Source organism: Microbacterium sp. Leaf320 (assembly GCF_001423485.1).
Classification (GTDB): Bacteria; Actinomycetota; Actinomycetes; order Actinomycetales; family Microbacteriaceae; genus Microbacterium.
This window is the reverse complement of sequence record NZ_LMOD01000002.1, coordinates 154,551-180,817: the sequence shown is the minus strand read 5'-3', so window position 1 is coordinate 180,817 and position 26,267 is coordinate 154,551. Positions and strand designations below refer to the sequence as shown.

Genomic DNA, 26,267 nt, shown 5'->3' with positions numbered 1-26,267 from the left:
GTCAGACGAGTCCTTCAGCGAGGGGTCCCAGTGCGAGCACGGGGAAGTAGGTGAGTGCCGTGATGATGACCGTGACGGCGGCCAGGAGGCCGACGAACTGCGGTCGGTGCGTGGGCAGTGTTCCGGTGTTCTCCGGCACACGCTGCTGTGCGGCGAAGGACCCTGCCAGCGCCAGCACGAGCACGATCGGCAGGAACCGGCCGAGCAGCATCGCGATGCCCAGCGCGGTGTTGAACCACGGGGTGTTCGCCGTGAGGCCGGCGAAGGCCGAGCCGTTGTTGTTCGACGCCGAGGTGAAGGCGTAGAGCACCTCGCTCATGCCGTGCACACCGGGGTTCAGGATGCTGGTCGCCTCGACGTCCGCGCGGATGCCGGGGATCGCGAAGCTCAGGGCAGTGCCGATCAGCACGAGGGTGGGCGTCACGAGGATGTAGAGGCTCGCGAGCTTGATCTCCTTCGGGCCGATGCGCTTGCCGAGGTACTCGGGGGTGCGGCCGACGAGCAGTCCTCCCACGAACACCGCGATGATCGCGAGCACGAGCATGCCGTAGAGACCCGAGCCGACGCCGCCGGGGGCGACTTCGCCGAGCATCATGTTGAGCATCGGCATCATGCCGCCGAGCGCCGTGTACGAGTCGTGCATCGAGTTGACCGCGCCGGTCGACGTCAGAGTGCTGGCGCTGCCGAACAGCGTGGATCCGAGGATGCCGAAGCGCACCTCCTTGCCCTCCATGGCGGCACCCGCGAGTTCGGGGGCCGAGCCACGGCCGGCGAGTTCGAGGGCCGAGAGCGCAAACGTCGAGACCAGGAAGATCGTGCCCATCACTGCCGCGATCGCGTAGCCCTGGCGGTTGTCGCCGATCATGCGCCCGAACGTGCGGGGGAGTGCGAACGGGATCACGAGGATCAGCAGGATCTGCAGCAGGTTGGTCCATCCGGTCGGGTTCTCGAACGGATGCGCGGAGTTGGCGTTGAAGAATCCGCCGCCGTTCGTGCCGAGCAGCTTGATGGCCTCCTGCGAGGCGACGGGTCCGCCGGGGATCGTCTGCGTGCCGCCCGAGACGGTGGTCACATCGGTGAAGCCGGCGAAGTTCTGCACCACGCCGCCCGCGATCAGAGCGATGGCGCCGACCAGTGCGATCGGCAGCAGGATGCGTCCGAGCCCGCGGATCAGGTCAACCCAGAAGTTGCCGATCGTGGTCGATCCGCGGCGGGAGAGGCCGCGGATCAGCGCGACCGCGACGGCCAGCCCGACGGCTGCCGAGACGAAGTTCTGCACAGTGAGGCCGGCGAGCTGCACGGTGTAACCCATGGTCTGCTCGGGCGAGTACGACTGCCAGTTCGTGTTCGCGACGAACGACGCGGCGGTGTTGAACGCGAGACCTTCGGGCACCGCGGGGAGTCCGAGCGACTCGGGCAGGAAGCCCTGCAGCCGCTGCAGGCCGTACACCAGCAGCAGGCCGACGACCGAGAACACGAGCACGCTGCGGGCGTACGCACGCCAGGTCTGCTCGGATGCCGGGTCTACGCCGATCAGGCGGTAGATGCCCCTCTCGGCCTTCAGATCACGCGGGGTGCTGAAGACGTGAGCCAGGTAGTCGCCGACGGGGCGGTAGAGCAGCACGAGGGCGACGATGAGGACGGCAGCCTGGAGGATGCCGAACCAGAGGTCGGCGCCCACCGACGAACCGGCGCCCATCAGAACTTCTCCGGGGCGACGAGAGCCACCACGAGGTAGACGACGGCGGCCACGGCGAGGGCGGTGGCGATGATCTCGAAGACGATCACAGTCGCTCCACCCCCTTCGCGACCAGGGAGACGAGGGCGAACAGCGCGAGAGTCAGCGCGATGTAGATGATGTCGAGCACGAGACTCGATACAACTCCCGTGCAGACCGGAATATGACGATCCTCACGCTTTGCCTACGGGGGTGTGCGCGATGCATGCGGGATGCTCACATCTCGGACTCGTGCGAACTTTCTCGCGCCTCGTTGTCGCATCCGGGTCTCGGCGTTCGTGGTGAAGGTGGAGGCGACCGATACGCGGTCTCCCCACGACACGAGAGACGCGGTGGCGGCTGTGTACAACGACCCGATGGTGGCGAACCTGGTCTACCGGCTCGAGGCGGAGGAAGCCGAGGAGCAGATCATGCGACGTCGGGCGGCGCTCGAGCATCCGAGCCTGATCCGGCGTCCTTCCCTCCGTGAGCGCGCTCGCCGCCTCTGGGCACGTATCTCTTCCGGCGGAAGCGGGGAACCGGGATGATCGTCGGGAGGGCAGGCTCGACGCAGAGCCTGCTCGATCGTGCGGACGGAGAGAGTCTGAGTGATGCAGCGCCGGAATCGAATCGAGGAGCCTCGGTGAACGCCGACGTCGCGTCGCGCGTCACGCAGGTGTACCGAGACGAGTGGGCGCGAATCGTCGGCGGTCTCACCCGGAGATGCGGGGATCTCGACCTCGCCGAGGAGATGGCGGCTGAGGCCTTCGCCTCAGCGTCTGAGCTCTGGCCGGGAGAGGGTGTGCCACCCAACCCCGCCGGCTGGATCACCACCACGGCCTATCGCAAGGCCATCGATCGGCTCCGCCGGGAGTCGTTCCGTGACGCCAAGCAGCGGGAGGCTCTGATGCTGCAGGATCCCGAACCACCGGAGCCCACAGGAGTCATCGACGACGATCGCCTGCGCCTTCTCTTCACCTGCTGCCACCCGGCGCTCTCGCTCGAGGCGCGTGTCGCCCTGACTCTGCGAATCGTCGGTGGTCTCACGGTCGAAGAGATCGCGCGGGCGTTCCTCATCCCGGAGTCCACGGTGCGGCAGCGCATCACCCGGGCCAAGGCGAAGATCAAGACCGAACGGATCCCGTATCGGATGCCCGCGCCCGACGATCTTCCGGTCCGGATCGACGGGGTGCTCGCGGTGCTCTACCTGATCTTCAACGAGGGGTATCTCGCGTCCGGGGCCGGTGTGCCCGCGCTGCGTCGGGAGCTGACCGGCGAGGCCATCAGGCTCACCGGCCTCCTCCGCGAGCTGCTGCCCGACGACGCGGAGGTCGAGGGTCTGCTGGCACTGATGCTGCTCAGCGAGGCGCGTGCCGCAGCGAGAGTCACCGCCGAGGGCGAGCTGGTGCGGCTGGACGCGCAGGACCGCGCGACCTGGAACCCCGAGCTCATCGAGGACGGGCTCGCGCTTCTCGCCGGGCCGTTCCCTGCAGCGTGCGGTCGACATCGGCTGCTGGCCGACATCAACGCTGTGCACGTGCGAGCGAACGATGCCGCCGACACCGATTGGGCGCGCATCGTCGAACTCTACGAGCAGCTCGAGCGGATCGACCCCAGCCCGGTCGTCGTCCTCAGCAAGGCGGTCGCGCTCGCAGAGCGGGACTCGCCCGAGGAGGCGCTGCCGCTCGTCGAGCAGCTGGACGACGCGCTCGACCACTTCCACGGGTTCCACGTGACGCGCGCTGAACTGCTGCGAGCCGCGGGCCGCGAGGCAGAGGCACGCGACGCGTATGCGCGCGCGATCGCGCTGGCCGACAACACTGCCGAGATCATCCACCTGACCCGGCGCCGCGACGAGCTCGCGACGCCTCCCGCACCCGGAACGCCCGGGACCGCATCGAACGGAGAGAGCAGATGAGCAACAAGTACCTCGTGATCCACATGACCGATCCGACCGGCGGCACGATGCCGCAGGGAGAGGATCAGCGCCTGCTCGAAGACTGGGCCGAAGAGGGCAGGGCTGACGGCAGCCTGGGCGAGGGCGCACCCGTCGCCGGGCCCGAGGAGGCGAAGTCGGTCGCCGTGCGAGACGGCAAGGTGCTCGTCACCGACGGCCCGTTCCCCGAGTTCAAGGAGTGGTTCGCGGGCTACGACCTCCTCACCGCAGAGTCGATAGAAGAAGCAGCGACGTTCATGGCGAAGCATCCGACCGCCGTCATGGGCCGGGTCTACATCCTGCCCGTGGTGAAGCTCCCCTGGGATGAGGACTGAACGTCACACACCGACCGGATCTACACTCAGCGAGTGAGTGCGACGCGACGGCGGCTGAGTGCAGGGACGATCATCGTCCTGGTGCTCATCGCCGTCGCCGTCGTCTGCATCGTCTCCGGCATCCTTCCGCGTGCGGATGCCGGGGCGCTCGGCGCCCGCATCGCGCCGGTACTCGGGTTCGTCGTGGCGATCACGATCGTCGCCGAACTGGCGCGCGACGCGGCCGTGTTCGACGTGGTCGCCCAGCGCCTCGCGCGCTGGGGGCATGGTCGCGTCATCCTGCTGTGGGTGTCGGTGGTGGTGCTCGCGGTGATCAGCACCGTGTTCCTCTCGCTCGACACCACGGCGGTGATCGTCACGCCGGTCGTCGTCGTGCTCGCGCAGAGCGTCGGCATCCCACCCCTGCCCTTCGCGCTGGTGACCGTGTGGCTCGCGAACACGGCGTCCCTCGCCCTCCCGGTCTCGAATCTCACGAACCTGCTGGCCGCGCGCGCGATCGGCGACGACCCGCTCTCGTTCCTGGCGCTCAGCTGGGCGCCGACGCTCGTCGGCGTCCTGATCCCCGTACTGATCCTCACCCTGCGCCATCGGCGCACGCTCTTCGGTGGATACCGGGTGCCGTCAGGCGGACAGCCGTCTGATCCGCTGCTGTTCTGGGGAGCCGCGGCGACACTCGTGCTGCTGATGCCGCTGCTCGCACTGACCCATGACGTCTGGATCCCCGCGACCGTCGCCGCGGTGATCCTCATCGTTCTCTTCGGCATCCGGCGTCGACACGTACTGCGACTGTCGCTCGTGCCGTGGCAGGCGATCGGCCTCGCGGCGGCACTGTTCGTCGTGGTCGAGACGGCGCATGCGAACGGCATCCTCGACTTCCTGTCGGTCCTCGCGACCAGCGGACACGCACCCGCCGAGCTGCTGCGTCTCTCGGCCGCGGGCGCGCTCGCCGCGAACGGCGTGAACAACCTGCCGGCCTACCTGATCCTCGAACCCGCCGCCGGTGACCCGGTCGCGCTCATGGCACTGCTGATCGGCGTGAACCTCGGCCCGCTCATCACGCCCTGGGCATCTCTCGCGACCCTGCTCTGGCATCACCGGGTGGTGTCGCTCGGCGTCGAGATCCGCTGGGGAAGCCTCATGCTCTGGGGTGCGATCGTGGCCGTGCCGACCGTGCTCGTCGCGACGCTCGTCCTCGCGCTCGTCTCGGGCTGAGAAGTCGCCTCCGAGAAACGGCATGCTGTAATGCTGTAAAACAGCTTCCCTGTGTCTCTGCATCGCAGTACACTCGACACATGTCCACCGCAGAGTTCCATGGATACGTCGGAGTGCAGAGCCGCGGCCTCATCGCCCTCCCTGCGAGCGTGCGTGAACGCCTACGTCTGAACGAGCCCGGAACTCAGCTCGAAGTGACCGAGCGCGCTGATGGGGTCGTGGAGCTGCGGGCCGCTGTGCCCGTGCCCGCAGAGCAAGCGTGGTTCTGGACCGAGAGATGGCAGCAGCGAGAGCGCGAGGTCGATGCGCACGTGGCGGCCGGGCGCGTGTCGACGTTCGACAGCGGAGAGGCCTTCCTCGAGAGCCTCGAAGCCCTCGAGTCCGAGCAGTGAAGTTCGAGACGACCCCGAGCTTCGACACCGATGTCCGCAGACTGAAGTCTTCTCATCTCGCTGAGTTCCGGAAGATCCTGCGCGAGAAGTTCATCCCGGCCTGCGATGCCTTTGCGAAAGATCCGTCCACGCCCTGGCCTGCGTCACTCAGGATCAAGTCCATGCGCGCTGCGCCAGGCATCTTCGAGATGACCTGGTCGTTCTCCTCGCCCGACGGTCGAGCCACGTTCGAGATCGTGACTGTCGACGATGAACCCCGGATCCGGTGGCGTCGCGTCGGAGACCACGACGTGTTCAGGAGTCCGTGACCGCCCACTCCTCCGCGAGGATGCCGTAGTTCATGCCGTCGAGCCACTCGCCCGAGCGGTGCAGCGCGGTCTTGCGGCTGAACTCCTCGCGGCGCATCCCGAGGCGTTCCATCAGGCGCCACGACGGCTCGTTGTCGGCGAAGCATCCGGCGTGCACCCGGCGCAGCCCCAGCGGGCCGAAGCAGACGCCGATCACCGCGCGGATCGCCTCGGTCGCATAGCCGCGTCCGGTGTACCCGGGATCGAGCACCCAGCCGAGCTCCGCCTCGACGCCCTTCGCCTGATCGGCGACCTCGAGCTGACCCCACCCGTCGCCGATTCTGATCATGATGTCGCCGATCGGGGTCGCCTCACCGTTCTCCGAGACCAGCTCGACGATGTACATCGAGGCGAGCCGCTCGGGGTCGAGGTACCGCTCGCGGAACGCCTCGATCGTGTCGGGCGCGAGCCCCAGCCAGCGGTTCACATCGGGCAGCTGCCGCCACGCCCACATCGCATCGATGTCGGGTGCGGTCATCGGCCGGATCTGCAGGCGCTCGGTGCGGACGGGCCAGACATCGGCGTGCGGCGTAGCGGTCATCGCCCCAGCCTATTGAGGCGGCTGCGCGGCCAGCATCCGCCTCCTGCCCGCTCCGGTCACACTTTGTGCCGCCGAGATCGCTCGCGGGCGGCACGAACTGCGACCGGAGGGTGCAAGGAATCACACGCGCCGCATCTCGGCCGCCAGTGCGGCATTCGTCTCGTCGAATCGTCCGGTGATTTTCTCACGCACCTCAGGGGACTTGTTCTGGCTGAGCTTGGCGCGTGCATCGAAGCGTTCGACGCGCATCCTGAGGCCGACGGTGCCTTTCGCTGCGCGACGCGTGCCGGCCTCATCCTCCGACAGGCTGCGCCCGTGCGGGGTTCCGCTCTCGAAGTGGTCGGTCAATTGCGAGAGCATGGCGTAGTTCTCCTCCTCGCTGAGGAGTTCGGGTGTGCCGTAGAGGTGGGCGGTGATGTGATTCCACGTCGGCACGAGGTCGCCTGGGGCATAGAGACTCGGCGACACGTAGTCGTGCGGCCCCTGGATGATCACGAGCACTTCGTGGTCGCCCAGCTCGTGCAGCCGCTCGTCGGGGCGGCCGAAGTGACTGGCGATCACGATCTCCGCGCCATCCTCGATCAGCAGGACGGGGTAGTGCGAGGCGACCAGTCCCGTGCTCGCAGGTGACACGAAGGTGGCCCAGGGGTTTCCGCGGATGAGGCGCTTCACCTCGAGCGGGTCGGTCATCAGGTAACGGGGTGTGTGGCGCATCATGGCTCCTCGTGTCGCGGGTGGGTGGTGGGTCGGGAATGACTCAGACGGGTGCGCACCGCGAGCGCGGCGCACAGGATGACGGCTATACCACCCAGTGCGGTGGGCCATCCGATCTGCTCGTGAAGAAGCAGCGCAGCCCAGGCGATGCCCATCACGGGTTGAACCAGCTGGATCTGGCTGACGTGGGCCATGGGCCCGATCGCGAGCCCGCGATACCAGGCGAAGAATCCGAGGAACATGCTGACCACGGCGAGGTAGGCGAAGGCGAGCCACTGCACCGGCGAGGCGGTCGGCGGGTCGGCGACCGCCGAGGCCAGAGTCAGCACGAGCATCAGCGGCGCCGCGAGCACGAGCGCCCACGACACGGTCTGCCATGAGCCGATCTCCCGCGCGAGCAGCCCGCCCTCGGCGTAGCCGATGGCTGCCGCGAACACTGCCCCGAACAGCAGCAGATCGGCCCGGTGGAGTTCGCCGAGACCGCCGTTCTGCATCGACGCGAAGACGACAGCCGCAGCGGCACCCAGGGCGGCGAACCACCAGAACGCCCGTCCGGGGCGCTCGCGAGTGCGCAGCACCACCATCACGGCGGTCGCTGCCGGCAGCAGGCCGATCACCACGGCGCCGTGGCTCGCGGGCGCAGCGGTCATGGCGAAAGACGTCAGCAGGGGGAATCCCGCGACCACGCCGCCGGCGACGATCGCGAGCCGCCACCACTGCGCCCTGGTGGGCGGATGCTGACGCGTCGCCGCCAACGCCAGGGCGGCGAGTGCGGCGGCGACGACCGCGCGGCCGGACCCGATGAAAAGCGGTGAGAGGCCGCCGACAGCGATGCGGGTGAACGGGAGCGTGAAGGAGAAGGCTGCGACGCCGAGGAGACCCCACCAGAGTCCGGCGCGTGAAGATAGCGGTGCCGGAACGTGGGCGATAACGCTACTCTGTTCTTTCATGAGTCAGGATAGCAGTGACCGGATCGTGGCCGGTCTCCGTCGGTGGATCGCTTCGGCCCCGCCAGGCGCTCGCGTGCCGTCGAATCGAGCCCTCGTCGCCGAGTACGGTGCGAGCCCGGTCACGGTCCAGAAGGCCATGGCGCGCCTGGCGCGACTGGGGCTGGTCGAATCGAGACCGGGGGCGGGCACGTTCGTGCGGGCGCAGCGCCCGCCCCGTGCCGCGGACTACGGCTGGCAGACTTCCGCGCTCGGCGCTCCGCCCGTCCGACTCGCCGGCCTCACCTCGACGCAGCGCACCGTCGCCCCCGATGCGATCGGCATGCACTCGGGGTACCCCGCCGTCGATCTGCTTCCCGAACGGCTCGTTCGCCAGGCGATCACGCGCGCGGCGCGCACCTCCTCGGCGCTCACCCGCTCCCCGGCCGCCGGGCTGCCGGAACTCCAGGCATGGTTCGCCGCCGAGCTCGCAGCATCCGCACCGGCTGACGTCACGCCGGCATCCGCCAGAGACGCTCTCGTGATCGCGGGCAGCCAGAGCGGGCTGAGCTCGATCTTCCGCGCCGCCGTCGGGGCAGGCCAGCCGCTGCTGATCGAGTCGCCCACCTACTGGGGTGCGCTGCTCGCCGCTGAGCAGGCAGGGGTCGTCCTGGTGCCTATCCCTTCGGGCCCGCACGGCCCCGACCCGGATGCCGTCGATCGAGCGTTCGTCGAGACCGGAGCTCGCGCGTTCTATGCACAGCCCACGTTCGCGAACCCGTCCGGTGCCAGGTGGCCCGCGTCGACGGGCCTCGCCGTTCTCGAGAGCGTGCGGCGACACGGTGCCTTCCTCATCGAAGACGACTGGGCGCACGACCTGGCGATCGACGGCGATCCCTCGCCGATCGCCGCGCTCGATGACGACGGCCATGTCATCTATCTCCGCTCGCTGACCAAGAGCGTGTCACCGGCGCTGCGAATCGCAGCAGTGATCGCCCGCGGCCCGGCGCGCGAACGCATCCTCGCCGACCGCGCCGCCGAGTCGATGTACGTGAGCGGGGTGCTGCAGGCCGCAGCGCTCGACGTCGTGACTCAGCCCGCATGGAGAAGTCACCTCCGCGGCTTCCGGGAACAGCTGAGAGCGCGACGGGATCTGCTGCTCTCGAGCCTCGCCGAGCGTGCTCCGGCCGCGACTGTCGAGACCGTTCCCGCCGGTGGCCTCAACCTGTGGGCACGGCTTCCGGAGGGCACTGACGTCGTGTCCGTCGTCGGCGGCTGCGAGGCCCGCGGCCTCATCATCTCTCCCGGATCCGAGTGGTTCCCCGCCGAGCCCTCAGGCGCCTATGTGCGCCTCAACTATGCCCACGCCGACCCGTCGCGATTCACCGAGGCGGCCGAGATCCTCGGGGATGTTCTCGCCGCATCCTGATCGGCTCAGCTCTCGGGCGGTCCCTCTGGTCGGTGTGCACGTCGACCGTTCACCACGACCGGGCGGCCAGCGCGCTCCTGGCCGGGCAGGGGCCGCGAACGCCGACCGTAGATGAGCTCCGACGAGTCGAGCAGCCACGGTACGAGAGTGATCGACACCCCGTGCACGAGCATCAGCTGGTTCGCGAGGCGACGCGAGCGACGGTTGTGCAGGAAGGTCTCCCACCAGTGCCCCACGATGTATTGCGGCAGGTAGACGGTGACGACCGATGAGCCGTGCTTCTCGCGGTACTGCTTGATGAACTGCGACACCGGCTGAGCGAACGACCGGTACGGAGACTCGACGATCACGAGCGGGATCGGCACGAGGTGGTCGGCCCAGTCCTTCTGCAGCTGGGTGGCATCGTCGGATGCGACGGCGACGTGCACCGCGAGCGTCTTGCCGTGCTTCGCGGCGATCGCGTAGTCGATCGCCTTGATGACCGGCTTCTGCAGTCGGTTGACGAGCACGATCGCGAGGTCGCCGGTGGCGCCGAACCTGGTGGTGTCATCGATCGCGATCTCGTGCTCCACGTCGCGGTAGTACCGCTTGACGCCCATCATCAGGAAGGCGAGCACGGGGATCGCGAAGAACACCAGGTACGCGCCGTGGGTGAACTTGGTGATCGTCACGATCAGCAGCACCGTGACGGTCATCGCCGCCCCGACCGAGTTGATGACCAGACCCATCTTCGCCGAGCGGCGATCGGATGCCGAGGCGCCGTCGGTGCCCGATCCCGAGGTCGTGCCGACCGGGCCGCGGAGCAGGCGCCGCCAGTGCCGCACCATGCCGATCTGCCCCAGTGAGAACGACACGAAGACGCCGATGATGTACAGCTGGATCAGCGTCGTGAGCTTCGCCTGGAAGATCACCAGCACGGCGATCGCGGCGATGCCGAGCACGATCATGCCGTTCGAGAACACCAGGCGGTCGCCGCGGGTGTTCAGCGACTTCGGTGCGTAGCCGTCGCGAGCGAGCACAGACCCGAGCAGCGGGAATCCGTTGAAGGCGGTGTTCGCCGCGAGCAGCAGCACGCACGCGGTCGCCGCCTGGATGATGAAGAACAGGATGCTGCCGCCGCCGAACGTCGCCGAGGCGATCTGCGCCATCAGGCTCGGCTGCGGGTTGGAGCAGTCGAAGCCGATCAGGTCGCACGGGTTCTCGGCGTAGTGCACGCCGGTGATCAGGGCGAGTGCCGTGAGGCCGGCGAACAGGCAGGCCGCGATCGAGCCCATCAGTACGAGGGTGGTCTGGGCGTTGCGGACCTTGGGCGTGCGGAAGGCGGGCACGCCGTTCGACACGGCCTCGACGCCGGTGAGGGCGGAGCATCCGCTCGAGAAGGCGCGGAGGATCAGAAGGATCACGGCGGCCTGGCCGAGATCTTCGGAGTGCACTGCGAACTCGGCGCTCGACGCCACCGGGGCATCGCCGAGGAACGTGCGGAACAGTCCGGTCACGATCATGAAGCCGACCGAGGCGATGAAGACGTAGGTGGGGATCGCGAAGACGAGCGAGGCCTCGCGCACGCCGCGCAGGTTCACGATGATGATGAGGATCACGAAGCCGACAGCCAGCTCGACGCGCAGCGGATCGAGGCCCGGGACCGCCGAGATGATGTTGTCGACACCGGATGCCACCGACACGGCGACCGTCAGTACGTAGTCGACGAGCAGGGCCGCAGCCACGATGACGCCGGGGATCTCGCCGAGGTTCTTCGACGCGACCTCGTAGTCGCCGCCGCCCGACGGATAGGCCTTGATGAGCTGGCGGTAGCTGAGCACCACGACGATCAGCAGCACGACGACCGCGACGGCCACGAGCGGGGTGAACGACAGGAACGTCAGACCGCCGATCAGCAGGATCATCACGAGCTCCTGCGGCGCGTAGGCGACAGAGCTCAGTGCGTCCGACGCGAAGATCGGCAGTGCCATCTTCTTCGGGAGCAGCTGGTCGTCGACCTGCGCACTCGTCAGCGGGTCGCCGATGAGGATGCGCTTGGCGCGAGGAGGGGCGTCCGTGTTGTCGCGGGTTTCATCTGACACGTCGGGCGACACTACGCCCGCGAACGCCTTCCTCACGCGTTCCTCACGGAATCCCTACGGGGCGTATGCGCTGTCCTCACGCAATCCTTACGGCCTCGGCCGGTCTCCGTCAGCCCTCGTGCGGACGCGGCATGTACCACTCGGTGAACTCGGTCGCCCGCCCCTCATCATCCAGGCGCACGATCCAGAGGTTGAGGTAGTCGCGTTCGGAGGGATACTTCGTCCGCCCCTCGATCGCCACGAAACCGGCATCCTCCCGGACGATCCACCACTCGAAGGACCACGTATCCGGGTCGTCGAGATCCTCCAGCCAGCCGGCCACGATGTCGGCTCGACCGACGCGAGGCTCGGAATCGGGGCTCGTCAGGTACTTCGCATCGTCACTGAAGAGTGCCGCGATCTGCTGAGGATCGTTCGACTTCCAGGCTTCGACGTATGCCTCGGTCCACTTCTCTCCTGCGCTGGTCATGTCCTCCGTTCTAGACCTGGGCTCCGACATGGTCAACGGGGGTGCGACTCGATTTCTCATCGGCGATCCACAGCCGCTTCCGATCACGGACGCGTAACGTCGGATGCATGACGTCCCTCCAGGTCACCGACGACGCCATCCAGCAGACTCGGGAACTCCGCGATGAGTTCCAGCGCTTCCTGCGCGAATACGAGTTCGGGATGCGGGAGGTCGAGACGAAGATCTCGATCCTTCGTGACGAGTTCACCCACCACCACGCGTACAACCCGATCGAGCACGTCAAGAGCCGGCTGAAGACTCCAGACAGCATCGTCGAGAAGATCGCCCGCAAGGGCATCGCCGAGCCGGACTTCGAGCGCATCCGCGCCGAGATCACCGACATCGCCGGCGTGCGCGTGACCTGCAGCTTCGTCGCCGACGTCTACCGTCTGTTCGATCTGCTCACCGCGCAGGACGACGTGACCGTGGTCACCGTCAAGGACTACATCGCGACCCCGAAGGACAACGGCTACAAGAGCCTGCACGCCATCATCGAGGTGCCGGTGTTCTTGTCGACCGGTGCCCTGTCGGTGCCGGTCGAGGTGCAGTTCCGCACCATCGCGATGGACTTCTGGGCCAGCCTCGAGCACAAGATCTACTACAAGTTCTCGAACCAGGTGCCCTCGCACCTCGTCGAGAGCCTGACCGATGCCGCCGAGGCCGCAGCCGAGCTCGACAGCCGCATGGAGCGCCTGCACCGCGAGGCCCACGGTGTGCCCCAGCGCCAGCTCGCCCCGCCGCCGCCCCCGCACGTCGTGCAGGTCTGACGCGCCACCCGGCGCGGTGTTGCGCGGGGACGCGTGACCCTGGAGCATAGGCAGGTGGTGAAGACGCAGCAGCCCCCGGTCTCGGACAACGAGCGCACCCTCGTCGAACTCCCCGGGATCGACCGAGGCCGCCAGCTGTGCGAGTGCGACCACGGCGACGACGAGGCGTATGCCGCCTGTGGCCGCAAGGCCAAGTGGCGTGTGTCGGTCGACTGCGTGTGCGGCGAGAACCACCCGCGGCGCGTCGAGATCCTCTGCTCGAGGTGCCTGCGCACGTTGCGCGAACTGCAGGACCGCGACACCATCACCGCGCGCCGCCTCTGATCGCTGCGACTCTGATCGCCGCGCGGTGATCGCGCCGCATCCGATGCCGCGACCATCCGTTCGCGCGTCTGCTCCGAACAACCCGAGACCACACCGTCCTCGGTGCGAAGGAGCAGACCATGGCACAGCGCAGCACCGCAGAAGAGCGCGGCACGGGCACACGGCAGAGCAGGGGCAGGAGGTTCTTCTTCTGGGCGGCCCTCTCGGGCGTCATCAGCGGGCTCGTCTTCCTTGCGACCGCCGAGCTGTTCGCGCTGATCTTCGCGCGCTCGGCCAGCCCCATCCTCGCCGTCGGCGGATTCGTGATCGACATCGTGCCCCAGCCGTTCAAGGAGTTCGCGATCGCGACTTTCGGTGAGTACGACAAGATCGCCCTGCTGGTCGGTCTCGGTCTCGCGGTGGTCATCGCGTCGGCGATCGCCGGCATCCTGCAGCTGCTCCGTCCCCCGCTCGGCGTCATCGCCCTGGTGGTCGCGGGCGCGCTCTCCACCGCGGCGATCGTGACCAGAGCCGGTGTCACGCCGCTCGCCTTCCTGCCTCCCGTGCTCGGAACCATCGTCGGGTCCGTCATCCTCGTGTTGCTCACCCGTCGCCTTGTGGCGTGGAGGGCATCCGCGGTTCCCGCCGCGATGGTCGACCGCAAGGGCGAGACCGCCGAGATCGCGGATGCCGAGGCCGACACCGTCGACGGGAAGCCCGCGAAGGCGCTGGGTCGTCGACAGTTCTTCATCCTCGCCGGCATCGCCAGCGTCGCCGCGGTCGTGGTGGGCATCGCCTCGCGCACCGTGAGCATGACGGTCGCATCGGTCGCGTCGATCCGTGACGCCCTCAAGCTCCCGTCGCCGAAGTCGACGGTGACCGTCCCGAAGGGGGCCGAGCTCGACATCCCGGGCCTCACCAAGCTCATCACGCCGAACAAGGACTTCTACCGCGTCGACACCGCACTGACCGTGCCGACGATCGACCCCAGCACGTGGCGTCTCGTGATCGACGGCATGGTCGATCAGCGCGTCGAGATGAGCTTCCAGGACATCCTCGACATGGGCCTCGACGAGTACGCGGTCACGCTCACGTGCGTCTCGAACGAGGTCGGCGGCGGTCTTGTCGGCAACGCCGTGTGGCTGGGCGTTCCGCTGCGCGATGTGCTGAAGAAGGCCGGAGTGAAGTCCGGTGCCGACATGGTGCTGTCGAAGAGCGTCGACGGCTACACCGCCAGCACGCCGCTGTCGGCGCTGACCGATGACAACCTCGACGCGATCCTCGCCGTGGGCATGAACGGCGAGCCGCTGCCCCTCGAGCACGGCTTCCCGGTGCGCATGGTGGTGCCGGGGCTCTACGGCTACGTCTCGGCGACCAAGTGGCTCACCGAGCTCAAGGTCACCACGTTCGACAAGGACGAGGCCTACTGGACTCCGCGCGGATACAGCGCAGAGGCTCCGATCAAGTTCGCGTCGCGCGTCGACACCCCCAAGGTCGGACAGGCTGTCGATGCCGGTCGCATCCCGATCGCCGGTGTCGCGTGGGCGCAGACGGTGGGAATCGAGCGCGTCGAGGTGCGCATCGACGAGGGTGACTGGATGCCGGCGACGCTCTCGGCCCCGATCAACGAGAACACCTGGGTGCAGTGGTTCATGGAGTGGGATGCCACACCGGGAACGCACTACGTGGCCGTGCGCGCGATCAACAAGAACGGCGACATGCAGATCGAGGAGCGCGCGCCGATCGCACCGAACGGATCGTCGGGCTGGCAGCGTTCGCTCATCCGCGTCTCGTGATGCCTGTGCGTCGCTGCGGGGCACCACCTAGGGTGGAGCCATGACGTCGCTCCCCGCCTGCGTGATCACCGTCTCGGACCGCTCGTTCGCCGGGGAACGCGAAGACAGGGGCGGGCCGATCGCGGTCGGTCTGCTGCGGGAAGCCGGGTGGCATTGTCCTGATGCCGAGGTCATCCCCGACGGGGCGGCCTCCGTCGCCGATGCACTGCGCCGAGCGGTCGCGCGCGGTGTGCGGCTGATCGTGACGACGGGCGGCACAGGAGTCAGCCCCCGAGATGAGACCCCCGAGGGCACCCGTCAGGTGATCACCCGCGAGGTGCCGGGAATCGCCGAGGAGCTGCGTCGCAGCGGCCTCTCCGACACCCCGCTGTCGGTGCTCTCCCGCGGACTCGCCGGTGTCGTCGACCCGGCCGGAGCGCTCGTCGTGAACCTGCCGGGATCCACGCGTGCCGTGGCATCCGGAGTCCCCGTGGTGCTGACTGTCGCGAGACACGTGGTCGACCAGGTCGAGGGCGGTGACCACGCATGAACGAGGTGCGGATCGCCGCGATCTCCGACCGGCGTCTCGACGTCGACGCTCATCTCACCGCCGTCGAGGACCCTGCGCTGGGCGGCGTGACGACCTTCATCGGCCGGGTGCGCGACAACGACCCCGATGCCGAGACGCCTGTCGTCGGGCTCGAGTACAGCTCGCACCCCGACGCCGAGGCCACGCTGCGGCGAATCGCGGAGGAGGCGGCAGCGGATGCCGTCGGCGACGCCCGCGTGGCGGTCGCAGTGACCCATCGCATCGGACGGCTCGACGTGGGCGATGCGGCCGTCGTGATCGCGGTCGCCGCCGAGCATCGCGCCGAGGCCTTCGAGGTGTGCCGCGCGATCATCGAGGACATCAAGACCTCGCTGCCCGTGTGGAAGCGTCAGGTCGAGTCCGACGGATCGACGTCGTGGAAGGGCATCGGCGGCTGAGCCGACCTGCGGCCTAGCCTCCGGCGAACGGCGGGAGTACGTCGATCAGCTGAGCACCGTCGAGCGATCGGTCGTCGTCGCTGCGGACGCCGTCGACCATGACCGCGCAGCGCGGCAGGATGTCGGCGAGTGCCGGGTGCTCGGCCACGACCGCCGCGCGGAGCTGCTCGAGCGAACCTTCGCCGCGTTCCTCGGAGTCGGTGCCCGCAGCCTCTGCGGCGGCCGCGAAGTAGCGCACGCGGACGGTCGTCGTCAGCGGCGCGGTCATCGGATCTCGCCTTCGCGCACCCAATCGCCCGAGCGTCCGCCCGACTTCGCGACGATGCGCACGTCTTCGATGACGACCGAGCGGTCGAGTCCCTTGATCATGTCGACGATCGCGAGAGCGCTCACCGAGACGGCCGTCAGAGCTTCCATCTCGACGCCGGTGCGGTCGGCGGTGCCGACGGTCGCCTCGACGTGCACGCCGTCGTCGACGATGTCGAGCTCGACGTTCGCGCGGTGCACGCCGATCACGTGGGCGAGGGGCAGCAGGGCAGGAGTCGACTTCGCGGCCTGGATGCCGGCGATGCGGGCGACCGCGAGCACGTCGCCCTTGGGGGCGGTGCCGTCGCGCAGCGCCGCGATGACCTCGGGGCTGCAGCGCACGAAGCCGCGGGCGGTGGCTGTGCGGACGGTCGGCTGCTTGGCGGTCACATCGACCATGTGCGCATGACCGGCCGAGTCGAGGTGCGTGAAACTCATTCGACCAGCATGACATCGATCGCGTCGCCCACGGCGACGGCCTCGACCTCGGCGGGCACGATCGCGAACGCGCGTGCCCGGGCGAGGCCGCCGGCCAGGTGCGACCCGGATCCTCCGGCGGTCGCGGGGCGAACCGTCCGGTTCGCGAGGTCTACGACGGCGGGGAGGTACTGGCGGCGCCCGGGCGGGGGGGTCCACGCGGCATCCGCCGTGAAGGATGCGCGAGCGCGATGGATCTCGGAGCGACCCTGCAGCGCGAGCAGCGCTGGCCGCACGAAGACCTCGAACGAGACCGCGACGCTGACCGGGTTGCCGGGCAGCCCGAACACGAGCGTGCCGGAGTCGAGCGCGCCGAAAGCCTGCGGTTTGCCCGGTTGCATCGCGACGCTCGCGAATTCGACGGCACCCTGTCCGTCGAAGGCGCCGCGCACCGGCTCGTAGGCTCCGGCGCTGACGCCGCCCGTGAACACGATCACGTCGGCACCGCGTTCGACGGCGGTCGCGGTGACGGTGCGCACGGCGTCGGCGTCGTCCGTGACGCGCGCCACGAGAACGACCTCGGCATCGGCATCCGCGACGAGGAGTTCGAGCAGGGGGCCGTTCGAGTCGGGGATGCGACCACGGGCGGCGGGCTCTCCGGGCGACAGCAGCTCGCTGCCCGTCGAGACCACGGCCACTCGTGGCGCACGGGTCACCGAGACGGTCTCCACGCCGGCGGCGACGGCGGCCGCGAGCCGGAACGCTCCGAGGCGCTCGCCGGCGAGCACGACGACATCGCCCGCGTGCAGGTCGGCGCCGTGGCGGCGGATGAAGGCACCCGGTGTGGCCGGCGCTCGCAGCACCCGCACCTCGCCCAGCGAGTCGGCGAGTCCTCCGGCGGTGTCCTCGAAGGGCACGATCGCATCGGCGGCGCTCGGCGTCGGTGACCCGGTCATGATCCGCGCGGCCTCGCCGGCATTCAGAGGCGGGTCGTCGGACACCCCGGCGGGCAGATCGGCGACCACGCGCAGCACCACCGGGTTGTCGGCGGATGCTGCGGCGACGTCGGCCGCTCGCACCGCGAAGCCATCCATCGCCGAGTTGTCGAAGAGGGGGATGTCGTGGGCCGCCGTCGCGGGCTCCGCGAGGGTGCGATGGGCGGCGTCGCGAATGGCGCGACTCTCGGTCGGGAGGACGCGCACGGCGTCGAGAACGAGAGCGAGCTGCTCCTCGACCGTGCGGCGACTGCCGTTCGCGGCGCTCATGCCGACACCGCCGAACGGATCGCGATCTCGTGCTGCCTCGAGTTGAGGGCGTCGATCATGGCGAGGCGTCCGAGCAGCGGCTCGCCCGCGCCGGTGATGAGCTTCACGACCTCCCCCGCCAGCATCCCGCCCACCTGCACGCACAGGGCGCCGAGCACGCCGACCTGAGCGCAGCTGGGCGGCTCGCCCTCGGTGCCGAGGGGGAACAGGTCCGCGAGCACGACCGGCGCGTGTCCCTCGGGCGGATCCGACCAGAACACGGTCGCCTGCGCGTGCCACTCCTGCACGGCTCCCCAGACGAGGGGGATGCCGAGGGCTTCGGCAGCGGCGGCCACATCGCGTCGTGTGGCGAAGGAGTCGCTCGTGTCGACCACGATGTCGGCGCCGGCGAACAGGCGCTCGGCGTTCTCGGAATCGAGTCGCTCCGCCGCCGTCACGACCTCTGCCCCTGGCGACAGAGCGGTGATCGCGCGCGCCGCCGAAGCGGTCTTCGGTCTGCCGATGTCTTCGACGCGGTGGGCGAGCTGGCGCTGCAGATTCGTCAGTTCCACGATGTCGTCATCGATCACGGTGATGCTGCCGACTCCGGCCGCAGCCAGTGCGAGAAGCACGGGGGAGCCGATGCCGCCGGCCCCGACCACGGTGACGTGGGCTGCGGCGAGGCGGCGCTGCCCCTCTTCTCCGATGCCCGCGAGCACCGCGTGCCTGGCGGTGCGGACGAGTTCTGCCGGGTCGAGAGCGGGCGCGGGGGCGACGAGCGGCTGCATGTCCCCAGGCTATGCCCGGACGTGCGGGGGCGGGGCTGCGGTCACGATCCCGCACTCGCGTTCACGATTCAGCACCGGGGAGCGGGTTCCGGCGTCACAGCGGAGAGATGGGGGACGTTCCCGGGTGTCCGTGCTGAAGAGTGCACAGCGCCGTCGGGCGCCCCGCGGGCGGGTCACGACATGTTTTCCGCGGATGCGGATCTTTTTCGTCTCAGTATCCGCTCCTGCGGTAACGTTCACGCATGCAGACCTTTCGGATCTCCCGCGCCGCCCAGTTGCTGGGGGTGAGCGACGACACCGTGCGGCGCTGGGTCGATCAGGGCCTGCTGCCGACGACCGACGCTGTGCCTGCCGAGATCCCCGGAGACGCTCTCGCCGCCCGCGCTATGCAGCTCACCGAGGAGGTGCAGGAGGCGAATCACGCGCTCTCGAGCGCCCGCAACCGCTTCGTCGGCATCGTGACCCGCGTGCAGATCGACGGAGTCATGGCGCAGGTCGACCTGCAGTCCGGGCCCCACCGCGTCGTCTCGCTCATGTCGGCCGAGGCTGCCCGCGAGCTGAACCTCGAGGTGGGCTCGCTCGCCACCGCTTCCGTGAAGGCCACCAACGTCGTCGTCGAAGTGCCGAAGGGCTGACCCATGAGCCGCACTCTCCGCCGCGCCGTGTCGGTCGTCGTGACCGCCGCAGCGCTCGCCCTCACGGGGTGCGCCGCCGGTGCCGAGTCGCCGACCGCCACCGGCGAGGCATCCGGGAGCGCCGTGGGCGGTGAGCTCACGGTGTATGCGGCGGCCTCGCTCTCTGGCGCGTTCGATGAGATCGGTGCGGCGTTCACCGAGGCGAACCCCGACGTGGAGGTCAGCGGCGTGTACGACGGCTCTTCGACGCTGGTCACCCAGCTGCTCGAGGGTGCCCCGGCCGATGTGTTCGCCTCCGCCGACGAGGCGAACATGGACAAGCTCGAGGATGCCGCGGTCGACCCGACGCTGTTCGCGTCGAACACTCTGGTGATCGCGGTGCCGACCGGCAACCCCGGCGGCGTCGAGACCCTCGCCGACCTGGCCGACGTCACCACCGTGCTGTGCGCCCCCGAGGTGCCGTGCGGTGCTGCATCCGCCACCCTGATTTCGAACGCGGGCGTCACGGTCGAGGCGGCCAGCCTCGAGCAGAACGTGACCGCTGTGCTCACCAAGGTCGCAGCCGGCGAGGCCGACGCCGGACTCGTGTACGCGACCGATGCGATCGGACGAGACGACGTCGAGGTGATCGTGCCCGACGGGGCCGACGAGGTCGTCAACCACTATCCGATCGCGGCGCTGTCCGAGGCCCCGAACTCCGCGGCCGCCAAGGCGTTCGTCGCCTTCGTGCTGTCAGACAAGGGGCAGCGCATCCTGGCCGACTTCGGGTTCGGAGCGCCGTGAGTGCGGCCGGAGCGCGCGGATACGCGCCGCGTGCACTGGCCATCCCCGCGCTGATCGGTCTCGCGTTCCTCATCCTCCCGCTCGCGGCTCTGGTAGCCCGAGTGGAGTGGTCGACCTTCCTCGCCGACGTCACGTCGGAGGCCGCGCGCTCGGCGCTGCTGCTGTCGCTGGGCACCGGTCTCATCGCCACACTGCTGTGCATCGTGATCGGCGTTCCGCTGGCGCTGACGATCGCTCGTTCGGGGCCGCGCCTGGCTGCCGTGCTGCGTGCGGCGGTCACGGTTCCGCTCGTGCTGCCGCCCATGGTCGGCGGCGTCGCTCTGCTCTACCTCTTCGGCCGGGCGGGATGGTTCGGCGGGCTCGGGCTCTCGTTCAGCACGCCGGCCGTCGTCCTCGCACAGACCTTCGTGGCGCTGCCCTTCCTCGTGCTGGCCGTCGAAGGCGCCGTGCGCACCTCGGGGGTCGAGTACGAGCGCACCGCCGCCGCGCTCGGCGCCGGCCGTTGGACGATCCTGCGCCGCATCACCCTGCCCCTTGCCGCCCCCGGAATCGTGGCCGGCGTGGTGCTGTGCTTCGCGCGGGCGATCGGGGAGTTCGGTGCCACCGCGCTCTTCGCGGGCAACCGCCCCGGCGTCACGCAGACGATGCCCTTGGCGATCTACACCGCCTTCAACGGCGCCGGGGTGACCCAGGGGGCCGCGGTCGCTCTCGCGCTGCTGCTGCTCGCCACCGCGATCCTCGTGCTGCTGCTGGTGCGCGGGTGGCGTCCGGGGGCTGCGCGATGAGCGCCGTCGGCGGCCTGCACGCTCATGTGGTCGTGCCGCGGGAGCACTTCACGGTCGATGTCTCACTGCAGGTGGAGCCGGGTGAGACGGTCGCGGTGATGGGGCCGAGCGGTGCCGGAAAGTCGACGCTGCTGCAGGCGCTCGCCGGGCTCGAGCCGCTGGCTGGGGGAGAGATCGCCGTCGAGGGTCGCGTCGTCGACCGGGTCTCCAAGCCACGGGTGCGGACCGAGCCGATGCGCCGCGGTGTCGTGCTGCTCGGGCAGGAGCCCCGGCTGTTCCCCCATCTGTCGGCGCGCGAGAACGTGGCGTTCGGGCCGCGTGCGGCGGGCGTCGAAGCTCGTGCTGCGCGAGCAGGTGCCGACGACTGGCTCGCGCGGGTCGGGCTCCCCGGCTCCGGTGAGCGGATGCCGCACGAGCTGTCCGGCGGTGAGCAGCAGCGGGTCGCGGTCGCGCGTGCCCTCGCGGCATCCCCTCGCGTCGTGCTGCTCGACGAACCTCTCGTCGCCCTCGACCCCGAAACGGCAGGAGACATCAGGCGGATGCTGCGCGACCAGCTCGTCTCGACCACGACCGTCGCCGTCACGCACGATGCTGCGGATGCCGTCGCGCTCGCCGACCGGCTGATCGTCGTCGAGGCGGGCCGGGTGACGCAGGAGGGGCCGGTGCGCGAGGTGCTCGCCTCACCCGCATCCGGTTTCGTCGCCTCGATCGCCGGGGTCAATCGCCTGGTGGGCGTCGCGAGTGGCGGATCGTGGCGCAGCGGCGAGGTGCTGCTGACCAGTGACGATCCGGCCTCGCGTGCTCTCGCAGCGACGGATGGTGTCGCGCTCGCCGCGGTCTTCCGCCCGGGCGATGTGCAGGTTGCCGAGGCAGGCCCGGAGTCGTGGCCGGCTGTGGTCGCGCGCATCGAGCCCACGCTGGGAGGCATGCGCGCGCACACCGATGTCGGGGCGGTCGACCTGTCGCTGGATGCTGCCGGAGGGGTCGCGGTCGGTGACCGGATTCGGCTGCGGGTGGACCCGGCCCTGGTGCGGTTCGTCGCGGTGCCCTGAGCTGCGCCCAGCTTTCGTGATCAAGCATCGAATTCTCCGCTGACAGCGCTTCATATCGATATGCGTCGCGGTGGGTGTGGAGGAAGAAGGCTCGTTGCCGTCAGAGTTTCATTCGGACGCGGCCGATAAGACCAGAACTCGTCTCCGCACGGTAGCGATGGGACCTTGGGAGGGTCTTGCACCAGCGTCGGTGCGAGGAAAAGGAGATGGTGACGATGTCAGACACTTCGAGAGGGGCGACAGTGGGGGACACGGTTGCAGCCCGCGGACTCGTCCGCCACGACGAACACGACTCGTGGTTGATTCCGGTGGTCTCGCTGTCACCCGAGACCCGCCTTGCTATGGACGATGCCAGGATTCACCTGGAAGCATCTTCGGATCTCGATCGCTTGACCCACGGCTACGTCGAGGCGCGAGGAGTGTGGGTTCGCGAGGGAGCAGTCGCAGTTCGGGACATCATTCCGGTAGCTGAGAATGCCGCAGTCCTTGCGCCGCCGCCGTCATTGGGTACGCAGGCTCTTCTGTCTTTGCCTTCTGCTGCTGGCAGCCGGGCCGGGATCGATCTCTCCCTCGCTCGGTCGGTCGCTGGCGAGCTGGTCGAGAAAGAAGCAGCATTGCATTTCGTCGTGGTGGACGACGCCGAGCATTTCGCAGTCGTTGTCGCGGCCACTGATGTCGATCGCGTCGAGTCTGAGCTGGGGCCGCTTCTGGGCGCTTGCCTGGTCGTTGTCCACTCTCAGAACACCACGGCCATGCTCCGACGCGCGGACGAGATTCTCGCCAATGAGGACCGGGACAACAACCTCCTCATGGCAGGAGAGGCGATGAGTCCGAATGGTGACTACCGCGTCGTCGGCATCGTCAAACACTGGACACCGGCGCTGAGTGCGGCGCCTGCAAGCGCGCTCGAAGTGCGGGCGTGGATCCACCCATTTGAGTCAAAGGAGATCTCATGAACAAGAAGATGGCAGCGCTTGCGGTGCCAGCAGCCGCAATGCTGGGAATCGATTCTTCGACCCCAGCTCTTCTGGCTTTCACGGCCCCACAGCGACCGCAGCAGTAGACGGCGTCGCCGACAGGTGCGCGGCGACAATCACACGGGGACGAGTCGAAACCGTTGAGCACCCGCACTGGAGGTCTGCGACCTGGCAATATGCCGGTCGTCGTCGCCGCGCGGGCCTTGGCGCCGGAGTCGCGGGTAGTCTCGGAACATGTCGGGGAGAGGGATCGAGCGATGACGGCTGTGCCGGTCGTGATCGGGATGCGGGCGCCGAGCGCCGCGGTCATCGATGCCGCCGCGCCCGCGTCGCACGGACTCGTCGACACGCACGGTCGCGTGCACCGTGACCTGCGCATCTCGCTGACCGACCGCTGCTCGCTGCGCTGCACGTATTGCATGCCCGAGCAGGGCAACGAATGGCTCGCGCGCACGAGCATCCTCTCGACCGACGAGATCGTCGAGGTGGCGCAGGTCGCGGCCTCGCTCGGCATCCGCACCTTCCGGCTCACGGGCGGTGAACCGCTGCTGCGCGCCGACATCGTCGAGGTCGTTCGCCGCGTCTCCGCGATCCAGGGCGACGAGGGCCCCGTCGAGGTCGCCATGACCACCAACGGCATCACGCTCGCGAAGCACCTGCCCGCGCTGATCGACGCCGGGCTCACACGTTTGAACATCAGCATCGACACGGTCGACCGTCAGCGCTTCGCCGACCTCACTCGCCGGGATCGCATCGACGACGTGTTCGAGGGCATCGCGGCAGCGGCGGCATCCGAACTCCGCCCGCTCAAGCTCAACACCGTCGCCATGCGCGGTGTGAACGACGACGAGCTGCCCGACCTGGTCGCGTTCGCGATGGAGGTCGGAGCGCAGCTGCGCTTCATCGAGCAGATGCCGCTCGACGCCGGGCACACCTGGGATCGCGCCTCGATGGTCACGCGCGAGGAGATCCTTGAGAAGCTCAGCGCAAGATGGAGCCTCGAGCCCGTTCCCGGTCGCGGCGGTGCACCCGCCGAGAAGTGGCGCATCGACGGAGGGCCGCACGAGGTCGGTGTCATCGCCTCGGTCACCGCACCCTTCTGCGGCGCGTGCGACCGCCTGCGCCTGACCGCCGACGGACAGCTGCGCAACTGCCTGTTCTCCAACGCCGAGTACGACCTGATCGGCGTGCTGCGCGGCGACGGGGCATCCGACTCCGCCCGGCGTGCCGGCGGGATCGCCGACATGCTCCGCTCCTGCGTGCACGGCAAGCTGCCGGGACACGCGATCAACGACCCGTCATTCCTGCAGCCCGCCCGCGGCATGAACGCCATCGGCGGCTGAGTCAGCCCCGCTTCGCGTTCACAACGCAGCAGAGAACGCGCGTTCCGCTCTCGCGGGACACGAATCCGATCCGAGCCGACGCGTTCTTCCTGAATTGTGAACGGCGGCGCTGCCTGACGGCGGCGGCGTCGTGTCGGCTGTTACCGTGAGCTCGTGAGCAGCCCACCATCCGACGACTCGCGCCACGCCGGCAGTGACCGCCTCGCTCCGGCGCGCTCGCCTGCATCTGCCCGCGCGACCGGCGTCGTCATCATCGCCATGAGCATCGCGGTCTGGTGGCCGGCGTTCACACTGGGCGCGTGGGGGACCTTCTTCTTCGATCAGCTGCTCACTGTGTGGGCGGCATCGGTCGGTGCGCTGATCGTGGTGCTCTTCCAGCCTCGGGGGAGGCCGCGGGTTCTCAAGGCGCTCGCTCTGCTGGTGCCGTCCCTCTGGCTGGTGCTGTCGTTCGTGCCCCTGGACTCCGACGATGTGCTGACGGTCGTGATCGACCTCCTGGCCGTCTTCGTGGCGTTGCTGAGCGTGCCTGCCACGATCTGGGTGCTCGCCCGCGTCATGTGGCCGGAGTTCGGCGAGGACATCAGTCGAGGCCGGCGATTCCTCGTGGTGATCGCGGTCGTCGTGGTCGGCGTGGCCTCGTTCGCGCTCGGCGCGAACCAGGAGCATTTCCTGACCTGCGGCGACTTCGTCGTCAGCGGCAACTCCGAACCGCAGGGCTGCGTGCCGGGACCGCCGAGCTAGCGGAACAGCCTCAGTCGAGGAACTCGCGCGCCGCCGCCGACAGTGCCGTGACGCCGACCTCGATCGTCGGGTGGATCTCGGGCGCGAAGAACGGCGAGTGGTTGGTCGGGATGTCCTTGTCGAGGGTGCCGGCCGCCGCTGACTCAGCGAACTTCGCCGCATCGACGCCACCCCAGAACCAGAACACGAGCGGCGCTCCGGTGTCACGGGCGAACCACGAGACGTCTTCACTGCCGGTGAACATGCCGGGGTCGATCACCGACGCCTCGCCCAGCGCGCGCTGCAGCGCCGACGTGACGCGTGCCGTGGCATCGGCGTCGTTGATCGTGGGCGGCAGGGTGTGGTCGGTGCGGATCTCGGGCTCGCGCTCGGCGCCGGATGCCGCAGCCTCGGCGCGCACGATGCGCTCGACGCTCGCGAGCACCTTGTCGCGCATCTCGTCGTTCGGGTAGCGGAGGCTGAGCTCGAGCTTCGCCTCGGCAGGGATGATGTTGTTCTTGAGGCCCGCGTGGATCGATCCCACGGTCACGACGGCGACGTCGCGCGGGTCGACCTCGCGGGAGGCGATGGTCTGCAGGCGCATGACGGTCGCTGCGGCCATCACGACGGGGTCGATGGTCGAGTGCGGGCGCGAGCCGTGTCCGCCGCGTCCGTGAAGGGTGACGGTCAGGCCGTCGGATGCCGCCATCTGCGTGCCGGGACGCACGCCGATGGTTCCGGCGGGCAGGGGAGTGACGTGCTGGCCGAGCACGACGTCGGGATGCGGCACGAGGTCGCGCAGACCGTCGTCGAGCATCGCGCGGGAGCCGGCGCCGTACTCCTCAGCAGGCTGGATCAGCACGACCACGGTTCCCGACCAGTCCGCCTTCTCGGCGACGAGCTTCTCGACGGCGCCAATCATCGCGGTGACGTGCATGTCGTGACCGCAGGCGTGCATGACGGGAACCGTGTTGCCTGCGGGGTCGATGCCGGTCGCCGTGCTCGCATAGGCGAGTCCGGTCTCCTCGCCGACGGGCAGCGCGTCCATGTCGGCGCGCACCCACACGACCGGACCGTCGCCGTTCTTCAGAACTCCGACGACTCCCGTGACACCGATTCCCTCGTGCACCTCGAGCCCGAGATCCCGCAGGTGGCCGGCGGCGATGCCGGCGGTGCGCGTCTCCTGGAACGAGAGCTCAGGGTGCTGGTGCAGGTCGATGTAGAGCGCTTCGAGGTCGATCGTCATG

30 protein-coding genes are annotated in these 26,267 nt (G+C 68.9%); 18 read left to right on the top strand and 12 right to left on the bottom strand.

What is annotated here, in order from left to right; translation table 11 throughout:
* Position 1 precedes the first annotated feature (1 nt).
* Positions 2–1,699 carry a potassium-transporting ATPase subunit KdpA gene (gene kdpA, locus ASF63_RS05615; RefSeq protein WP_056510581.1) on the bottom strand — a complete coding sequence of 566 codons (1,698 nt, stop codon included), beginning with the start codon at positions 1,697–1,699 and terminating at the stop codon, positions 2–4.
* Positions 1,699–1,788 carry a potassium-transporting ATPase subunit F gene (locus ASF63_RS18990; protein WP_056510578.1) on the bottom strand — a complete coding sequence of 30 codons (90 nt, stop codon included), beginning with the start codon at positions 1,786–1,788 and terminating at the stop codon, positions 1,699–1,701. Before ASF63_RS18990 ends, kdpA begins: the two co-directional genes overlap by 1 nt.
* Positions 1,789–2,094: 306 nt before the next feature.
* Here ASF63_RS18990 and ASF63_RS05605 point away from each other — a divergent pair, with 306 nt between their 5' ends.
* The 5 genes from ASF63_RS05605 (at position 2,095) to ASF63_RS05585 (ending at position 5,592) form a co-directional block, all read left to right on the top strand.
* A complete protein-coding gene (locus tag ASF63_RS05605; protein WP_235560707.1) occupies positions 2,095–2,265 on the top strand; it encodes a hypothetical protein in 171 nt (56 codons plus the stop codon).
* 95 nt (positions 2,266–2,360) lie between these two features.
* On the top strand, positions 2,361–3,635 hold the full coding sequence (locus tag ASF63_RS05600) for an RNA polymerase sigma factor (protein WP_056512715.1): 1,275 nt from the start codon (positions 2,361–2,363) through the stop codon (positions 3,633–3,635).
* A complete protein-coding gene (locus tag ASF63_RS05595) occupies positions 3,632–3,988 on the top strand; it encodes a YciI family protein (protein ID WP_056510575.1) in 357 nt (118 codons plus the stop codon). The genes ASF63_RS05600 and ASF63_RS05595 overlap by 4 nt, the downstream gene beginning before the upstream one ends.
* A gap of 33 nt (positions 3,989–4,021) precedes the next feature.
* Positions 4,022–5,200 carry an SLC13 family permease gene (locus ASF63_RS05590; protein WP_235560706.1) on the top strand — a complete coding sequence of 393 codons (1,179 nt, stop codon included), beginning with the start codon at positions 4,022–4,024 and terminating at the stop codon, positions 5,198–5,200.
* Between the two features lie 80 nt (positions 5,201–5,280).
* Positions 5,281–5,592: an AbrB/MazE/SpoVT family DNA-binding domain-containing protein gene (locus ASF63_RS05585; protein ID WP_056310275.1), complete on the top strand. Its 312-nt coding sequence runs from the start codon at positions 5,281–5,283 to the stop codon at positions 5,590–5,592.
* A 294-nt stretch (positions 5,593–5,886) separates the two neighbouring features.
* Here ASF63_RS05585 and ASF63_RS05575 read toward each other — a convergent pair whose 3' ends face one another.
* From ASF63_RS05575 to ASF63_RS05565, 3 genes are all read right to left on the bottom strand, one after another.
* Entirely contained in the window at positions 5,887–6,480 is a 594-nt protein-coding gene (locus tag ASF63_RS05575; protein ID WP_056510572.1) for a GNAT family N-acetyltransferase, read from the bottom strand.
* Between the two features lie 120 nt (positions 6,481–6,600).
* Positions 6,601–7,194, bottom strand: a complete 594-nt coding sequence (locus ASF63_RS05570; protein ID WP_056512708.1) for an FMN-binding negative transcriptional regulator — start codon at positions 7,192–7,194, stop codon at positions 6,601–6,603.
* The gene (locus ASF63_RS05565) at positions 7,194–8,144 is read right to left on the bottom strand and encodes a DMT family transporter (protein ID WP_056510570.1); all 951 of its coding nucleotides are present in this window, start codon (positions 8,142–8,144) and stop codon (positions 7,194–7,196) included. The genes ASF63_RS05570 and ASF63_RS05565 overlap by 1 nt, the downstream gene beginning before the upstream one ends.
* Between ASF63_RS05565 and ASF63_RS05560 the strand changes: the two genes are divergently transcribed.
* Positions 8,143–9,549, top strand: coding sequence for a PLP-dependent aminotransferase family protein (locus ASF63_RS05560; RefSeq protein WP_056510561.1), 1,407 nt, complete (start codon positions 8,143–8,145; stop codon positions 9,547–9,549). The two genes, ASF63_RS05565 and ASF63_RS05560, sit on opposite strands and share 2 nt — an antisense overlap.
* Before the next feature lie 5 nt (positions 9,550–9,554).
* On the opposite strand, the gene ASF63_RS05555 is transcribed toward ASF63_RS05560, so the two are convergent.
* The gene (locus ASF63_RS05555) at positions 9,555–11,642 is read right to left on the bottom strand and encodes an APC family permease (protein WP_056510558.1); all 2,088 of its coding nucleotides are present in this window, start codon (positions 11,640–11,642) and stop codon (positions 9,555–9,557) included.
* Between the two features lie 97 nt (positions 11,643–11,739).
* On the bottom strand, positions 11,740–12,099 hold the full coding sequence (locus tag ASF63_RS05550; protein ID WP_056510555.1) for a nuclear transport factor 2 family protein: 360 nt from the start codon (positions 12,097–12,099) through the stop codon (positions 11,740–11,742).
* 107 nt (positions 12,100–12,206) lie between these two features.
* Here ASF63_RS05550 and ASF63_RS05545 point away from each other — a divergent pair, with 107 nt between their 5' ends.
* The 5 genes from ASF63_RS05545 to ASF63_RS05525 all read left to right on the top strand — a co-directional run bounded on the left by ASF63_RS05545 (position 12,207) and on the right by ASF63_RS05525 (position 15,970).
* A complete protein-coding gene (locus ASF63_RS05545) occupies positions 12,207–12,905 on the top strand; it encodes a GTP pyrophosphokinase family protein (RefSeq protein WP_056310262.1) in 699 nt (232 codons plus the stop codon).
* Positions 12,906–12,959: 54 nt separating this feature from the next.
* The gene (locus ASF63_RS05540) at positions 12,960–13,229 is read left to right on the top strand and encodes a hypothetical protein (protein ID WP_056510552.1); all 270 of its coding nucleotides are present in this window, start codon (positions 12,960–12,962) and stop codon (positions 13,227–13,229) included.
* A 119-nt stretch (positions 13,230–13,348) separates the two neighbouring features.
* Entirely contained in the window at positions 13,349–15,004 is a 1,656-nt protein-coding gene (locus ASF63_RS05535) for a molybdopterin-dependent oxidoreductase (protein WP_056510549.1), read from the top strand.
* 40 nt (positions 15,005–15,044) lie between these two features.
* Positions 15,045–15,533 carry a molybdenum cofactor biosynthesis protein B gene (locus ASF63_RS05530; RefSeq protein WP_056510546.1) on the top strand — a complete coding sequence of 163 codons (489 nt, stop codon included), beginning with the start codon at positions 15,045–15,047 and terminating at the stop codon, positions 15,531–15,533.
* A complete protein-coding gene (locus tag ASF63_RS05525) occupies positions 15,530–15,970 on the top strand; it encodes a molybdenum cofactor biosynthesis protein MoaE (RefSeq protein WP_056510543.1) in 441 nt (146 codons plus the stop codon). The genes ASF63_RS05530 and ASF63_RS05525 overlap by 4 nt, the downstream gene beginning before the upstream one ends.
* Before the next feature lie 13 nt (positions 15,971–15,983).
* On the opposite strand, the gene ASF63_RS05520 is transcribed toward ASF63_RS05525, so the two are convergent.
* The 4 genes from ASF63_RS05520 to ASF63_RS05505 are packed head-to-tail and all read right to left on the bottom strand — an operon-like array spanning position 15,984 to position 18,725.
* The gene (locus ASF63_RS05520) at positions 15,984–16,238 is read right to left on the bottom strand and encodes a MoaD/ThiS family protein (RefSeq protein WP_056510540.1); all 255 of its coding nucleotides are present in this window, start codon (positions 16,236–16,238) and stop codon (positions 15,984–15,986) included.
* On the bottom strand, positions 16,235–16,714 hold the full coding sequence (gene moaC / locus ASF63_RS05515; RefSeq protein WP_056510537.1) for a cyclic pyranopterin monophosphate synthase MoaC: 480 nt from the start codon (positions 16,712–16,714) through the stop codon (positions 16,235–16,237). The genes ASF63_RS05520 and moaC overlap by 4 nt, the downstream gene beginning before the upstream one ends.
* Positions 16,711–17,958: a gephyrin-like molybdotransferase Glp gene (gene glp / locus ASF63_RS05510; RefSeq protein WP_056510526.1), complete on the bottom strand. Its 1,248-nt coding sequence runs from the start codon at positions 17,956–17,958 to the stop codon at positions 16,711–16,713. Before glp ends, moaC begins: the two co-directional genes overlap by 4 nt.
* Positions 17,955–18,725, bottom strand: coding sequence for a HesA/MoeB/ThiF family protein (locus ASF63_RS05505; protein ID WP_056510523.1), 771 nt, complete (start codon positions 18,723–18,725; stop codon positions 17,955–17,957). Before ASF63_RS05505 ends, glp begins: the two co-directional genes overlap by 4 nt.
* A gap of 242 nt (positions 18,726–18,967) precedes the next feature.
* On the opposite strand from ASF63_RS05505, the gene ASF63_RS05500 reads away from it, so the two are divergent.
* The 7 genes from ASF63_RS05500 (at position 18,968) to ASF63_RS05470 (ending at position 25,041) form a co-directional block, all read left to right on the top strand.
* Complete coding sequence (locus ASF63_RS05500; RefSeq protein ID WP_056510520.1) at positions 18,968–19,360, top strand: TOBE domain-containing protein; 393 nt, start codon at positions 18,968–18,970, stop codon at positions 19,358–19,360.
* Positions 19,361–19,363: 3 nt separating this feature from the next.
* Complete coding sequence (gene modA, locus ASF63_RS05495; RefSeq protein ID WP_056510513.1) at positions 19,364–20,143, top strand: molybdate ABC transporter substrate-binding protein; 780 nt, start codon at positions 19,364–19,366, stop codon at positions 20,141–20,143.
* Positions 20,140–20,928, top strand: a complete 789-nt coding sequence (gene modB, locus ASF63_RS05490) for a molybdate ABC transporter permease subunit (RefSeq protein ID WP_056510511.1) — start codon at positions 20,140–20,142, stop codon at positions 20,926–20,928. The genes modA and modB overlap by 4 nt, the downstream gene beginning before the upstream one ends.
* Positions 20,925–21,980, top strand: a complete 1,056-nt coding sequence (locus tag ASF63_RS05485) for a sulfate/molybdate ABC transporter ATP-binding protein (RefSeq protein WP_056512706.1) — start codon at positions 20,925–20,927, stop codon at positions 21,978–21,980. The genes modB and ASF63_RS05485 overlap by 4 nt, the downstream gene beginning before the upstream one ends.
* Positions 21,981–22,195: 215 nt before the next feature.
* Positions 22,196–22,936: a hypothetical protein gene (locus ASF63_RS05480; RefSeq protein ID WP_157534243.1), complete on the top strand. Its 741-nt coding sequence runs from the start codon at positions 22,196–22,198 to the stop codon at positions 22,934–22,936.
* Between the two features lie 278 nt (positions 22,937–23,214).
* Positions 23,215–24,300 (top strand): GTP 3',8-cyclase MoaA, encoded by a 1,086-nt coding sequence (gene moaA, locus ASF63_RS05475; protein ID WP_056310236.1) that lies wholly within the window; start codon positions 23,215–23,217, stop codon positions 24,298–24,300.
* A gap of 153 nt (positions 24,301–24,453) precedes the next feature.
* Positions 24,454–25,041: a hypothetical protein gene (locus tag ASF63_RS05470; protein WP_235559930.1), complete on the top strand. Its 588-nt coding sequence runs from the start codon at positions 24,454–24,456 to the stop codon at positions 25,039–25,041.
* 10 nt (positions 25,042–25,051) lie between these two features.
* Here ASF63_RS05470 and ASF63_RS05465 read toward each other — a convergent pair whose 3' ends face one another.
* Complete coding sequence (locus ASF63_RS05465) at positions 25,052–26,266, bottom strand: amidohydrolase (protein ID WP_056510503.1); 1,215 nt, start codon at positions 26,264–26,266, stop codon at positions 25,052–25,054.
* Between the last annotated feature and the right edge of the window lies 1 nt (position 26,267).

Coding starts and splice junctions, on each gene's coding strand:
- ASF63_RS05565 (WP_056510570.1), bottom strand. CDS start 8,144: ATGAAAGAACAGAGTAGCGTTATCGCCCACGTTCCGGCACCGCTATCT.
- ASF63_RS05465 (WP_056510503.1), bottom strand. CDS start 26,266: ATGACGATCGACCTCGAAGCGCTCTACATCGACCTGCACCAGCACCCT.
- modA (WP_056510513.1), top strand. CDS start 19,364: ATGAGCCGCACTCTCCGCCGCGCCGTGTCGGTCGTCGTGACCGCCGCA.
- moaC (WP_056510537.1), bottom strand. CDS start 16,714: ATGAGTTTCACGCACCTCGACTCGGCCGGTCATGCGCACATGGTCGAT.
- ASF63_RS05575 (WP_056510572.1), bottom strand. CDS start 6,480: ATGACCGCTACGCCGCACGCCGATGTCTGGCCCGTCCGCACCGAGCGC.
- ASF63_RS05570 (WP_056512708.1), bottom strand. CDS start 7,194: ATGCGCCACACACCCCGTTACCTGATGACCGACCCGCTCGAGGTGAAG.
- ASF63_RS05595 (WP_056510575.1), top strand. CDS start 3,632: ATGAGCAACAAGTACCTCGTGATCCACATGACCGATCCGACCGGCGGC.
- glp (WP_056510526.1), bottom strand. CDS start 17,958: ATGAGCGCCGCGAACGGCAGTCGCCGCACGGTCGAGGAGCAGCTCGCT.
- ASF63_RS05545 (WP_056310262.1), top strand. CDS start 12,207: ATGACGTCCCTCCAGGTCACCGACGACGCCATCCAGCAGACTCGGGAA.
- ASF63_RS05535 (WP_056510549.1), top strand. CDS start 13,349: ATGGCACAGCGCAGCACCGCAGAAGAGCGCGGCACGGGCACACGGCAG.
- ASF63_RS05585 (WP_056310275.1), top strand. CDS start 5,281: ATGTCCACCGCAGAGTTCCATGGATACGTCGGAGTGCAGAGCCGCGGC.
- ASF63_RS05560 (WP_056510561.1), top strand. CDS start 8,143: ATGAGTCAGGATAGCAGTGACCGGATCGTGGCCGGTCTCCGTCGGTGG.
- ASF63_RS05505 (WP_056510523.1), bottom strand. CDS start 18,725: ATGCAGCCGCTCGTCGCCCCCGCGCCCGCTCTCGACCCGGCAGAACTC.
- ASF63_RS05485 (WP_056512706.1), top strand. CDS start 20,925: ATGAGCGCCGTCGGCGGCCTGCACGCTCATGTGGTCGTGCCGCGGGAG.
- moaA (WP_056310236.1), top strand. CDS start 23,215: ATGACGGCTGTGCCGGTCGTGATCGGGATGCGGGCGCCGAGCGCCGCG.
- ASF63_RS05480 (WP_157534243.1), top strand. CDS start 22,196: ATGTCAGACACTTCGAGAGGGGCGACAGTGGGGGACACGGTTGCAGCC.
- ASF63_RS05520 (WP_056510540.1), bottom strand. CDS start 16,238: ATGACCGCGCCGCTGACGACGACCGTCCGCGTGCGCTACTTCGCGGCC.
- ASF63_RS05500 (WP_056510520.1), top strand. CDS start 18,968: ATGCAGACCTTTCGGATCTCCCGCGCCGCCCAGTTGCTGGGGGTGAGC.
- ASF63_RS05550 (WP_056510555.1), bottom strand. CDS start 12,099: ATGACCAGCGCAGGAGAGAAGTGGACCGAGGCATACGTCGAAGCCTGG.
- ASF63_RS05530 (WP_056510546.1), top strand. CDS start 15,045: ATGACGTCGCTCCCCGCCTGCGTGATCACCGTCTCGGACCGCTCGTTC.
- ASF63_RS05525 (WP_056510543.1), top strand. CDS start 15,530: ATGAACGAGGTGCGGATCGCCGCGATCTCCGACCGGCGTCTCGACGTC.
- kdpA (WP_056510581.1), bottom strand. CDS start 1,699: ATGGGCGCCGGTTCGTCGGTGGGCGCCGACCTCTGGTTCGGCATCCTC.
- ASF63_RS05605 (WP_235560707.1), top strand. CDS start 2,095: ATGGTGGCGAACCTGGTCTACCGGCTCGAGGCGGAGGAAGCCGAGGAG.